The organism is Limnohabitans sp. TS-CS-82, from assembly GCF_002943475.1.
The window spans coordinates 345,681-357,846 of sequence record NZ_PTQX01000003.1; the positions used below are offsets into that span (position 1 = coordinate 345,681).

The following is a 12,166-nucleotide window of genomic DNA, read 5'->3' on the forward strand; positions in this document are numbered from 1 at the left end:
CTTGTCATGACCTCCCTCAACCTCGATCCCCGTCAACGCGCCATGCTGGCCGAAATGCATGTGCGCGTCTGGGCCCCCGCGTGGGAGCCCGATTTGGTGCCGGAGCCGCATGCGGCTGTGTCGGTGGGGCAGAACGCAAACCCTGCTTTTGGCGCATCCCCCGTTGCGCTCGGCGTTGCCACACCACTGGCCTATGGCGCGTCGGCTAACCCGTCCTCTACCTTTGCCGATGCGGCTGACTTGGCGGCCCTTGCCTTGCCTGCTGCCAGCTCAACCAGTGCGGCCCGTTCCCCTGTGTCTGTGCCTTCACCCCGTGCCGCAACGGCCGCCCCCGTCATCATCCAACGCCCTGAAGGCTTGGACCAGATGGACTGGCCCACTTTGCAAACCACGGTCACCACTTGCCAAGCGTGTAGTTTGTGCGGCACCCGAAAAAACACCGTCTTTGGCGTGGGTGGTCCTATCCCCGTGGGCAACGACGGCGAAGCTGCTCAAGCGCCCAAGGTCGACTGGCTCATCGTGGGAGAAACGCCGGGCGAAGCGGAAGACGCGCAGGGCGAGCCCTTTGTGGGCGCTGCGGGCGAGTTGCTCGACAACATGTTGCGCGCCTGCGGCCAATCGCGCACCGGCCCTTTAAAAGGCGCAGCGCCCGATGCGGGCGGCGTGTTCATCACCAACGTGCTCAAGTGCAGCCCGCCGGGCAACCGCAACCCCAAGCGCGAAGAGGCGGCGCAATGCACGCCTTATCTGCAACAACAAGTGGCCTTGCTCAAGCCCAAAGTCATCGTGGCCATGGGCCGTGTGGCGATTCAGGCTTTGCTGCAAGACACCGTGCCTGAGCTGGATACCACGCCTCTTGGCAAGCTGCGCGGCCAAGTGCGGCGCTACCACGGCGTGCCGGTGGTGGTGACGTACCACCCCGCTTACGTGCTGCGCAACTTGCCCGAAAAAGCCAAGGTGTGGGCTGATTTGTGTTTGGCCATGGCGCAGGTCAGCGATCAGCCTTAACTGGATTTGGCCGGCCACAGCACCGAGGCAATGGCCACCACCATCAGTGCCACAGCGGTCCAGTCTTGCCAGTGCAGCACCTCGCCCAGCACCCACGCGCCGCTGAACACGCCCAGCACGGGAATGAACATCACGCTCAAGGTCGAGGCCACGGGCGGCAGGCCGCGTGCCAAGGTCAGCCACGCGGCTTGTGCAAAGGCAAACACGCCCACGGCGTTGTAGGCAATGGCCCACGCGGTGCTGGTGGTGGGCATTTGCCAGCGGTCTTGTTCGGTGGCGACGCTCAAGCCGATCATCAGCAGCGTGGTGAGGGTGGTCATCCAAAACGCAATGGTCAACGTGGGCACCTCTAAGTGGGTATGGCGCAGGCGTTGTGTGCCGTAAGCCCAAGTGGCCGCCGCGACCAACACCATCAACACGCCCACAGGCTGACCGGCAAAGTGGGTCAACTCATTCCACAGCAGCAGCAACACGCCCACCGCCGCTGCAAGCACGCCCAGCCACTGACGCGGCCGCAACGGCGCCTTGAACCACCACACGCCGCACATGGCTGAAAAAATGGGCATGGTGTAACCCAAGATGGCCGCCCGTCCGCTGGACAGCAGCGGAATCGCCAAGATCACCAAGATGTGCCACACAAACATGTTGAACACCGCCAGCACCAACAACTCGCGCCAGTGCGCGCGCGGAATGCGAAACGGCACCTTCATCACCACCAGTGCCAAGCCTAGCAAGGGCAAGCCCGCGATCATCGACAAGCTGCGAAACGTGAGCGGTGGAAAGCCCGTCACGCCCAGTTTCATGATGGGCCAGTTCAGGCCCCAGACCACGGTGAGTGCGACCAGCGTCCACAGTTGGCGGCGTGTCAGCAGCGGCAGGCGTGCGCCCGTGTTGGGGATGGGCGTTGGGGTGGCCTGTGAAGCAGGCGTGGGTGTGTGCTGCGCATTCATGAAGGGCATGTTAAGCCTTCTAAAATCACGGCATGACCTTCCTCGACATGCTTGCAAGCGCAGAGCGCCAAAACAACTCCATGCTCTGCGTGGGCCTTGACCCCGAACCCACCAAGTTCCCCGACCGCATCAAGGGCGACTCGAACAAGATTTACGACTTCTGCGCATCAATCGTCGACGCCACCGCCGACTTGGCCATGGCCTTCAAGCCCCAAATCGCCTACTTCGCCGCGCACCGCGCCGAAGGCCAGTTGGAGCGTTTGATGGAACACATGCGCCGCGTTGCGCCTCAAGTGCCGATCATCTTGGATGCCAAGCGTGGCGACATTGGCTCTACCGCTGAGCAATACGCCATCGAAGCCTTCGAGCGCTACGGTGCCGACGCCGTCACCCTCTCGCCGTTCATGGGCTGGGACTCGGTGGCCCCCTATTTGAAGTACCACGGCAAAGGCGCGTTCTTGCTGTGCCGCACCTCCAACCCCGGCGGTGACGATCTGCAAAACCAACGTTTGGCGTCGGTGGATGGCCAGCCCTTGCTGTACGAACATGTGGCGCGTTTGGCCCAAGGCCCTTGGAACCTGAACGGCCAACTAGGCTTGGTGGTGGGCGCGACCTACCCGAAAGAAATCGAACGTGTGCGCGAATTGGCCCCGACTTTGCCCTTGCTCATCCCCGGCGTGGGCGCCCAAGGCGGCGATGCGGTGGCTACCGTGAAAGCGGGCTTGCGTGTGGCCGACGGTGCAAATGGCCCAGTGACCACGGGCCCCATCATCGTCAACTCGTCGCGTGCGATTTTGTATGCGTCCAGTGGCGATGACTTCGCCGATGCTGCGCGACGTGTGGCCTTGCAAACGCGTGAGACTTTGCAGGCTGCTAAAGGCTAAGGTACGCCAGCGATTCGTTGTTTTGATGGTGTTGCCTGTGACTCACACCAACGCCGCATAAACCAAATCCCTAAACAACGGCCGGTAATAGTCTCGCTGGTTGGGCGCCTGAATCATCAGCATGGCGTAGAGGTCCAGCGCGGGGTCCACAAAAAACGTGGTGCCTGCGATGCCGCCCCAGTAATACAAGCCCACCGAGCCCGGCACGGGCGACACGCCCAGTTGCGTGCGCACCGCAAAGCCCAGACCAAAGCCGTGGCCCGGGGGCAGCAAGGGGCCATCGGACGGGATGTCGCCCAAATGGTCGGCCGTCATGAAGTCCACCGTGTGCGGGCCCAGCAGGCGCACGCCGTTCAGCTCGCCCCGGTTGCGTAGGCATTGCAAAAAGCGGGCGTAGTCCATCGCGGTGGACATGAGACCGCCGCCGCCGCCCTCCATGGCGGGCACTTGGCGAGGTTCGATCACCTTCATGGGGACACCGCCGTCTGGGTCGTGCGCAAAGGGCTCGGCAATGCGGTGGTGCTGGGCGGGCGGCACGGCAAAGCCGGTGTCCACCATGCCCAGCGGGCCAAAGATTTCGGCTTGCAAAAATGCGCCCAAGCCCTGCCCGCTGACCACCTCGACCAGCCTGCCCAGCACATCGGTGGCGCGGCTGTAGGCCCACACGCTGCCGGGCTGGAACTGCAAGGGCATCGCCGCCAGCGTTTGCGAAAACTCGGCGTTGCTGCGCTCGCGTGAGCCGATCTTGACTTGGCCGTATTGCTGTTGAACGGAGGACGTGCCCAAAAATTCATACGTCAGCCCCGCCGTGTGGCGCAGCAGGTCTTGCACCGTGGCTGGGTTACGCACCGGCTCCAAACCATGGGCGGTGGCGACTTGCTGGTTGGCGTACTCGGGCAGCCAGCGGCTGACGGGGTCACTGAGCAACAGCAGCCCACGCTCGACCAGCATCATCACCGCCACCGACACGACCGGTTTGGTCATCGAATAAATGCGGAAGATGCTGTCGGTCTGCATGGGCGTGCCGGTGGCTGGGTCTTGCTGGCCCACGGCCTCGAACAAGGCGATCTTGCCGCGGCGGGCAACCACGGCCACGGCCCCAGGCAAACGCCCGCTGGCCACCTCGCGCCGCAGCACATCCATCAGGCGCTGCGTGCGCTCGGGGCACAGGCCCACGTCGGCGGGTTGAGCGTGGGGCAGAGGTTGAGCGGGTGCGGTGTGGAGCATGGTTGTGGTCATCGGACGTTCCTTGAGATGAACGTTTTGTAACCCAACGCCGGACAACGGGGTATCACCTAAAGCAACCGAAGCCCTGCTGCGGTGCTTGCTTTCAATCGTGAAGGTTCAGGTCTGCGCCCACAACGCCATGCCCCGTTGCGCTTTGCTGGCATCGCTGGGCGTGAGCGCGACTGTGCCTTGCGGGGTTTGGCGCAGCACATTGGCCAGCGCCATCAGTGCCGATTCGGGGCCACTGAGCAGTTCGAGTTCCAGCTCCAACAGCGGCTCTTGCAACGCGGTGCCGGGCACATGGATGCGGCCTTGGTCGAGGGCCACTTCGATCTGAGCCCCTTCGTGCGTTACCACCCAGCGCTGGCGTTCAAAGTCGGTGCAAAACAGCGCTTTCAAATTCGGCCGCAGCGCCATCAGGTCGGTGGCCAGCGCTGCGTCGTCCACCAGCGCGTCGAACTGCAAGGCGCCTGGTGTGGTCGGGCCTTCCCACTCTTGGCGGCGGGACAACCCGTTCTCACTTTTGCCAGCGGTTTTTACTGTGAGCAACCACTGCGTGCCCGCCAAGCGCTCGCGCACGGCCATGCGGCGTTGTTTCAAGTCCAAGGCGGGCGTGTCAAAGTAGGTGTTGAGCAAGCGTTGCACCTGGGCAGGTGCGGCCAGCAGCGGATGCGCCAACAGCGCGGGCACGTCTTGCTGGCGCAGGGTGAGCTTGAGTTCGGTTTCCATGGCGCGGTTGAAGCCTGCTTTAGCCGCGTGGCGGCAGCATCGAGAGCAGCACGCCGTCCTTGAGAACGCGGTGGTGATAGATGGCCGCAACGGCATGCAGCCCAGACAGCCACATGATGGCATTGCCCAGCAGTTCGTGCATCTCGCCCCAGTCGGCCATCTCAGCGATCACAGATTGCGCGATGAAAGGCATCTCGTTCACGCGAATGCCGCCCAACAGCGTCAGCGGATGGCCTTCGCTGCCCAGTGTCAAGATGGCAGAAACGGGCACCGCCAACAGCATCAACCACAGCAGGCCCTGCGTGGCTTTGGATGCGATGCGCATCCAAGCGGGCATGTCAAAACTGGGTTGGGCGGGACGCACGGCGACCCAGAGCAGGCGCAGCAGCGTCAGCGCCATCACCAACACGCCCAGCGATTCGTGCAAGACGATGTCGATGCGTGTGGCGGGGTCCAAGCCTTGGCGCATTTCGCGGCCAAAGTGCTCGGGCCCAAGGATGAAGGCGGCGATGACCGCGACGGCGGTGAGCCAATGGAGTGCGCGGCTCAAGGGGTCGTAGTGGGTGTGTGTGGTGGTCATCGTTGTCGCCCGAAAAAGAACGCGATTGTGCAGGGGAAGAATGACGATTTGATGAGGCGCACGTTTGAGCGCCTCAAGCCGCCGCCGCAAAACGCGCGCGCAAGTAGGTCACGATGGCGGCCGAGTCATGCAGCCACTGGGTTTGGCCATTGGCGTCGGTGATCTTCAGGCAAGGCACTTTGGTGGCGCCACTGCCTTGCAGCAATTCGGCGCGGTGGGCGCTGTCGTGTTGCGCGTCGCGCTTGTCGATGGGCAGCGACAGGCGACGCATTTCTTGGCGAACTTTGATGCAAAACGGGCAGGTGCTGAACTGGTACAGCGCGAGGTTTTGGCATTGCAGGTTGACCGTGGTTTGCGCGGCGGGTTCGCGCACCACGCCCTTTGGTTGGGTGAGGCGCTCTTTGAGCAACATGACGGGGCCCAGCACGAGGCGCAGGGTTTTGAAAAAGGCACGGATGATAGGTTTCATGGGAGGGAATGGTAAGGCTTGATGCGGGGGCTACCGCGAGGTCGTGGACAATGGCGTTTTTCATTCAAAGCCTAGCCATGCAGATCATTCAAGACACGGCCGTCACCATCAAATACCAAGTCACCACACCCACAGGCAAGCCCTTGGACTCGGGGCAATTGGCCTATTTGCACGGCGGCTATGAAAACATCTTTCCGAAGGTTGAAGCAGCCCTCAATGGCCAAGCCGTGGGCTTTGCCGTCACGCTGGAATTGAGCGCAGAAGACGCCTTTGGCGAGCGCGACGAATCGTTGGTGCGCGTCATTCCTAAAGCTGAATTTCCACCCGGCGTGAAAGTGGGCGGCCAGTTGCAAGGCGCAGGCGAAGATGGCCAGCCACGCGTGTTCAACGTGGTGAAAATCAAAGGGCCTGAAGTGCACCTAGACGGCAACCACGAATTGGCCGGTCAAGCGCTGCGTTTCAGCTGCACCGTGACAGCTGTGCGTGCCGCTACCGCCGAAGAAATTACCCATCGCCATGTGCATGGCGCGCATGGGCATCAGCATTAAATCAGCTGGCTAGCAAGCGCTTCAAGTACTTGCCGGTAAAGCTGGCAGGGTTGGCCGCCAGGTCTTCGGGCGTGCCCACACCCACCACCATACCGCCGCCCGAGCCGCCCTCGGGCCCCATGTCAATCAGCCAGTCGGCGGTTTTGATGACGTCGAGGTTGTGTTCGATGATGACGATGGTGTTGCCCGCATCGCGCAGGTGTTGCAGCACTTTCAGCAGCAGCGCAATGTCTGCGAAGTGCAGACCGGTGGTGGGCTCGTCCAAGATGTAGAGCGTGCGGCCGGTGTCGCGCTTGCTCAGCTCCAAGGCCAGCTTCACGCGTTGTGCCTCACCGCCTGAGAGGGTGGTGGCAGCTTGGCCGAGTTGCAGGTACGACAGGCCCACGTCCATCAAGGTTTGCAGCTTGCGGGCGATGTTGGGCACGGCGTTGAAAAACACCAGCGCGGCTTCGACGGTGAGCGTCAAAATTTGCGCGATGTTTTTGCCCTTGTACATGACCTCCAAGGTTTCGCGGTTGTAGCGCAAGCCCGCGCACACGTCGCAGGGCACATACACGTCGGGCAAGAAGTGCATTTCGACTTTCACCATGCCGTCGCCTTGGCAGGCTTCGCAACGGCCGCCGCCTGAGCCTGCGGCCACGTTGAAGCTGAATCGCCCAGGGCCGTAACCGCGCTCGCGCGCCATGGGCACTTCGGCCAAGAGTTCCCGAATGGGCGTGAACAAGCCGGTGTAGGTGGCGGGGTTGCTGCGGGGCGTACGGCCAATGGGCGACTGGTCGACGTTGATGACTTTGTCGAAGTAGTCGAGGCCCGTGATTTCGTCGTGTGCTGCAGGCTCGTCGTGGGCGCGGTGAATGGCGTGCGCGGCGGCGGTGTACAGCGTTTCGTTGACCAAGGTGGATTTGCCCGAGCCCGAAACGCCCGTGACGCAGGTGAGCAAGCCCACGGGGAAGTCGGCGGTCACGTTTTTGAGGTTGTTGCCATGCGCGCCTTTGATGCGGATGACTTGGTGTTCGCTCGCGTCTTTGTCGAGCTTGCGGTTGTAGGCCAGGTCGTCGGCGGGTACGGGCCAAAAGCTGTTGCGCTTTGTCGGCACGTCAATGCGCAGGGTTTGCGCCAAATAGCGGCCGGTCAGCGAGTTGGGGTTGGCCTCAATTTCGGCGGGTGTGCCGCTGGCCATCACTTGGCCGCCGTGCACGCCCGCGCCGGGGCCCATGTCCACGCAGAAGTCGGCGCAACGGATCATGTCTTCGTCGTGCTCGACCACGATCACGCTGTTGCCAATATTGCGCAGGTGTTTGAGGGTGTCGATCAGGCGATCGTTGTCGCGTTGGTGCAGGCCGATGCTGGGCTCGTCCAACACGTACATCACGCCGGTGAGGCCCGAGCCAATTTGTGACGCAAGGCGAATGCGTTGCGCTTCGCCGCCCGACAGGGTGTCGGCGCTGCGGTCAAGGCTGAGGTAGTTCAGGCCCACGTCGTTCAAGAACTTCAGGCGTGAGGCGATTTCGCGCACCACTTTGTCGGCAATCTCGGCTTTGGCGCCTTGCAGTTGCAGGGTGTTGAAGTAGCCAAAGCATTCGCCCAGCGTGGTGTGGCTGATGTCAAAAATGCCGCGCATTTGTTCGCCGTCGCCAATGCGCACGTTGCGCGCTTCGCGGCGCAGGCGTGTACCGCCGCAGGCCACGCAAGCGCGCGTGCCACGGTAGCGGGCCAAGTCTTCGCGCACCACCACCGAGTCGGTCTCGTGGTAGCGGCGTTCCATGTTCACCAAGATGCCTTCAAAGGGGTGCTTTTTGCTGAGCTTTTTACCGCCTGAGGCGCCGCTGTCCAAGCTGTAGTTGAATTTGATTTCTTCCTCGCCCGAGCCGTAAAGCAGCACTTGGCGCACTTCGGGGCTGAGGTTTTCAAAGGGGGCGTCGAGGTCAAATTTGTAGTGCTTGGCCAAGCTCTCCAGCATCGTGAAGTAATGCGCGTTGCGGCGGTCCCAGCCTTTGATGGCACCGCTGCCCAAGCTGAGTGACGGAAACGCCACCACGCGTGCGGGGTCGAAAAAGTCTTGGTGGCCCAAGCCGTCGCACGAGGGGCACGCGCCCACGGGCGAGTTGAACGAGAACAAGCGGGGCTCAAGTTCGCTGATGGAGTAGGTGCACTGCGGGCACGAAAACTTGGCGTTGAAGCTGTGCTCTGCGCCCGTGTCCATTTCAAGTGCGATGGCGCGCCCTTCGGCCAAACGCAAGGCGGCTTCAAAGCTCTCGGCCAAGCGCTGGCGCAAGGCGGGGGGCGGCGGCGCGGTGGGGGTGATGGCGATGTCGCCAATGCTGGGTTCGGCCAGAGGCGCAGGGGGCGCTGCGGGTGCGGGCGCTTCGTGGCGCACTTTGATGCGGTCCACCACCACGTCAATGTCGTGCTTCTCGGTTTTCTTCAGCTCGGGCAGTTCGTCGTACTCGTACACCTTGCCTTCAATGCGAAAGCGCACATAGCCCTGCGCTTGCAATTGCGTGAAGATTTCGCTGTACTCGCCCTTGCGGTTGCGCGCGATGGGCGCGAGCAGCATGAGCTTGGTGTCTTCGGGCAGCGCCATGACGGCGTCCACCATTTGCGACACGCTTTGCGCTTGCAGCGCCAAGTTGTGGTCGGGGCAATACGGCGTGCCTGCGCGGGCAAACAGCAAGCGCAGGTAGTCGTGAATCTCGGTCACCGTACCCACCGTGGAGCGCGGGTTGTGGCTGGTGGCTTTTTGCTCAATGCTGATGGCGGGCGACAGGCCCTCAATCAGGTCCACATCGGGCTTGTCCAAGCGGCCCAAAAACTGGCGGGCGTAGGCCGAGAGACTTTCCACATAGCGGCGCTGGCCTTCGGCATACAGCGTGTCAAACGCAAGGCTAGATTTGCCCGAGCCCGACAAACCCGTGATCACCACCAACTGGTTACGCGGAATATCGAGGTCGATGTTTTTCAGGTTGTGCGTGCGCGCTCCGCGAATGCTGATGTTTCGCATGGCAGAGGGGTGGTGCATGGCTTGGCCTAAGTAGGCGCCGTCGGTAGGTTTGTTCACGGGGCAGTCGAATGAAGGGCAACCCGCCATGATAGTGGCGGGTTGATGACGGCTCATGTGTGAACTTCCTGAAGAGTTAACAAGATATATAAATAAATCTAAAGTATTATTTATTTTTCTTCTTGAAGCTATTGTTAACCCCAGAATCAGGAGTGCCGGTGATCACTTTGCACACATTCGGCCCGGCCTTTGGCCAACCCGACCCCAGCCCCTTCGTCATGAAGGCCATAGCGTTGCTGAATTTGTCAGGCCAGCCCTACACGACAGACGTGTTTGCGGGCGGCCCCAACCTTGGCCCCAAAGGCAAGCGCCCCTTCCTTGTGGACGACGGCGTGACGGTTGCCGATTCAACTTTGATTCGTTTTCATCTTGAGCAAAAGTACGGGCTTGATTTCGACGTGCATTTGACGCCGCAGCAAAAGGGCGTGGTGTGGGCTGTTGAAAAAATGTGTGAAGAGCATCTGTATTTCGCTGCCGTGTATTTCCGCTGGATGGTGGATGAGAACTTCAACAAAGGCCCTGCCACTTTCTTCAACAAAGCGCCTGCGTTGATTCGCCCGTTGGTTCGTGCAGCCATGCGAAACAAGACTCGCAAAATGTTGCATGCTCAAGGACTCGGGCGACATACCGAGGCAGAAATCACGCAGTTGGCTTGCCGCGATATTGATGCGCTGGCGCAGGTTTTGGGTGATGATGATTGGCTGGGCGGCGCATCGCCTTGTGCAGCCGATGCAAGTGTGGGAGCCTTTGTTTATGCTGGCATGTGCGAGCACTTTGATACACCGTTATTGGCAAGGTCCAAATCACACAAGAACCTTGTGGCCTATGCCCAGCGCGTGGAAAACCGTTTCTTCGCGTGAGTTGATCAGCCGCTGACGACCGTATTGGCGGCAAATTAGCTTGGGAATCGGTAAGCCCAAATGCAGGACAATTCCCCCTGTGACGATGAACTTAACCCCCGACCCCTCTTTAGACGACAGCCCCACGATGACGCCCATTGAGCGTCGTGCCAGTGGCTCGCTCGCGTCTATCTTCGCTCTGCGCATGCTGGGCCTGTTTTTGGTCTTGCCAGTGTTTGCCTTGGAAGCCCGCAAGTACCCCGGCGGTGACGACCCGGCCTTGATTGGCTTGGCGATGGGCATTTACGGCCTCACGCAGGGTGTGTTGCAAATTCCGTTTGGCATCGCTTCGGACCGCTTTGGGCGCAAGCGCGTGATCGTGCTGGGCCTGCTGGTGTTTGTCTTAGGTAGCGCCATGGCGGGCATGGCCGACACCTTGAGCCAGTTGTTGGTGGGGCGTGCCGTGCAAGGCGCTGGCGCTGTGTCGGCTGCTGTGACTGCTTTGCTGGCCGATTTGACCCGTGACAACGTGCGCACCAAGGCCATGGCTTTGGTGGGGGCCAGCATTGGTTTGATGTTCGCGCTGTCGCTGGTGCTGTCGCCCTTGTTGGCAGGCTGGATCGGTTTGTCGGGCTTGTTTGTGTTGACCGCTGTGCTGGCGCTGGCCGGTGTGGCCGTGGTGATTTGGGCGGTGCCCGCGGAACCCGTGTTGCACAAAGATGCGGCGCGCGGCGGGTTGCGCCAAGTTTTAAGCAACCCTGCGTTGCTGCGTTTGAACGTGGGCGTGTTTGTGCTGCACGCCGTGCAATTGGCCATGTGGGTCGCCATTCCGGCCTTTTTGGTGCAAGCGGGTTTGCTCAAAGATGACCATTGGAAAATTTACCTGCCCGCCGTGTTGGCCTCGTTTGTGGTGATGGGCGGCGTGTTCCCGATGGAGCGTCGCGGCTATTTGCGGGCTGTGTTTTTGAGCGCTATTGCCTTGATTGCGTTGGTGCAGGCGGCGTTGCTGTGGGTGTCGTCGGGTGCGCCGTCGATCACATCTTTGGCGGTGTTGCTGTTTGTGTTTTTCTGTGGCTTCAACGTGTTGGAAGCCACGCAGCCCAGCTTGGTCTCGCGTTTGGCGCCCGCTGCGTCCCGCGGCGCGGCCATGGGCGTGTACAACACCCTGCAGTCGCTGGGATTTTTTGCCGGTGGCTTGATGGGCGGTCAGCTCGTGAAGAACTATGGCACGCAAGGTTTGTTTTTGACTTGTGCCGCCTTGATGCTGGTGTGGCTGGTGGTAGCGTGGCCGATGGTCGCGCCCGCCCGCCCAGTGACCACCCCCAAGAACGCATAATTAGCCCCTATCTGGAGGAATTTACCCATGGCATCCGTTAATAAAGTGATTCTCGTCGGCAACTGCGGCCGCGACCCCGAAGTGCGCTACCTGCCCAGCGGCCAAGCCGTGGCCAACGTGAGCGTGGCGACATCGAGCCGCCGCAAAGACAAAAACAGCGGCGAGATGATTGAAGACACCCAGTGGCACCGCGTCACGTTTTATGACCGCTTGGCCGAAATCGCTGGCGAATACGTCAAAAAAGGCCGCCCCATTTACGTGGAAGGCCGCTTGAAATACGGCGTCTACACCGACAAAACCACCGGCGTAGAAAAGAACACCGTGGACATCATTGCCACTGAACTGCAACTCTTGGGTGGCCGTGAAGGCATGGGCAACCCCGGTGGTGGCGGTGGCGACGAAGGCGGCGGCTACAGCCGTCCTGCGGCACCTCGCCAAGCCGCGCCTGCGCCACAACGTCAAGCCCCAGCGCCCGCGCCTGCACGCGGTGGGTTTGACGACATGGACGACGACATTCCGTTTTGAACCATTTGAAAAC

At 61.4% G+C, this 12,166-nt stretch carries 12 protein-coding genes; 6 read left to right on the plus strand and 6 right to left on the minus strand.

Annotated features, from left to right (window positions below; all coding sequences use genetic code 11):
• Positions 1-6: 6 nt before the first annotated feature.
• Positions 7-1,008, plus strand: a complete 1,002-nt coding sequence (locus tag C5F52_RS09365) for a uracil-DNA glycosylase (protein ID WP_104798084.1) — start codon at positions 7-9, stop codon at positions 1,006-1,008.
• Here C5F52_RS09365 and C5F52_RS09370 read toward each other — a convergent pair.
• Complete coding sequence (locus C5F52_RS09370) at positions 1,005-1,886, minus strand: DMT family transporter (RefSeq protein WP_104798180.1); 882 nt, start codon at positions 1,884-1,886, stop codon at positions 1,005-1,007. The two genes, C5F52_RS09365 and C5F52_RS09370, sit on opposite strands and share 4 nt — an antisense overlap.
• Before the next feature lie 104 nt (positions 1,887-1,990).
• On the opposite strand from C5F52_RS09370, the gene pyrF reads away from it, so the two are divergent.
• Positions 1,991-2,842, plus strand: coding sequence for an orotidine-5'-phosphate decarboxylase (gene pyrF, locus C5F52_RS09375; RefSeq protein WP_201746992.1), 852 nt, complete (start codon positions 1,991-1,993; stop codon positions 2,840-2,842).
• Between the two features lie 42 nt (positions 2,843-2,884).
• Here pyrF and C5F52_RS09380 read toward each other — a convergent pair whose 3' ends face one another.
• From C5F52_RS09380 to C5F52_RS09395, 4 genes are all read right to left on the minus strand, one after another.
• Positions 2,885-4,081, minus strand: coding sequence for a serine hydrolase (locus C5F52_RS09380; RefSeq protein WP_236657797.1), 1,197 nt, complete (start codon positions 4,079-4,081; stop codon positions 2,885-2,887).
• Positions 4,082-4,186: 105 nt separating this feature from the next.
• Positions 4,187-4,798: a CYTH domain-containing protein gene (locus C5F52_RS09385; RefSeq protein ID WP_161499676.1), complete on the minus strand. Its 612-nt coding sequence runs from the start codon at positions 4,796-4,798 to the stop codon at positions 4,187-4,189.
• Between the two features lie 19 nt (positions 4,799-4,817).
• Positions 4,818-5,378 carry a cytochrome b gene (locus tag C5F52_RS09390; RefSeq protein ID WP_104798086.1) on the minus strand — a complete coding sequence of 187 codons (561 nt, stop codon included), beginning with the start codon at positions 5,376-5,378 and terminating at the stop codon, positions 4,818-4,820.
• 73 nt (positions 5,379-5,451) lie between these two features.
• The gene (locus C5F52_RS09395; RefSeq protein WP_104798087.1) at positions 5,452-5,847 is read right to left on the minus strand and encodes a glutaredoxin; all 396 of its coding nucleotides are present in this window, start codon (positions 5,845-5,847) and stop codon (positions 5,452-5,454) included.
• Between the two features lie 77 nt (positions 5,848-5,924).
• On the opposite strand from C5F52_RS09395, the gene C5F52_RS09400 reads away from it, so the two are divergent.
• The gene (locus C5F52_RS09400; protein WP_104798183.1) at positions 5,925-6,395 is read left to right on the plus strand and encodes a peptidylprolyl isomerase; all 471 of its coding nucleotides are present in this window, start codon (positions 5,925-5,927) and stop codon (positions 6,393-6,395) included.
• Position 6,396: 1 nt separating this feature from the next.
• On the opposite strand, the gene uvrA is transcribed toward C5F52_RS09400, so the two are convergent.
• Positions 6,397-9,483, minus strand: a complete 3,087-nt coding sequence (gene uvrA, locus C5F52_RS09405; RefSeq protein WP_104798184.1) for an excinuclease ABC subunit UvrA — start codon at positions 9,481-9,483, stop codon at positions 6,397-6,399.
• Positions 9,484-9,611: 128 nt separating this feature from the next.
• Between uvrA and C5F52_RS09410 the strand changes: the two genes are divergently transcribed.
• From C5F52_RS09410 to ssb, 3 genes are all read left to right on the plus strand, one after another.
• Positions 9,612-10,313: a glutathione S-transferase family protein gene (locus C5F52_RS09410; RefSeq protein ID WP_104798185.1), complete on the plus strand. Its 702-nt coding sequence runs from the start codon at positions 9,612-9,614 to the stop codon at positions 10,311-10,313.
• Between the two features lie 127 nt (positions 10,314-10,440).
• Complete coding sequence (locus C5F52_RS09415; RefSeq protein ID WP_104798088.1) at positions 10,441-11,628, plus strand: MFS transporter; 1,188 nt, start codon at positions 10,441-10,443, stop codon at positions 11,626-11,628.
• Positions 11,629-11,655: 27 nt separating this feature from the next.
• Positions 11,656-12,153: a single-stranded DNA-binding protein gene (gene ssb, locus C5F52_RS09420; protein ID WP_104798089.1), complete on the plus strand. Its 498-nt coding sequence runs from the start codon at positions 11,656-11,658 to the stop codon at positions 12,151-12,153.
• Positions 12,154-12,166 lie beyond the last annotated feature (13 nt).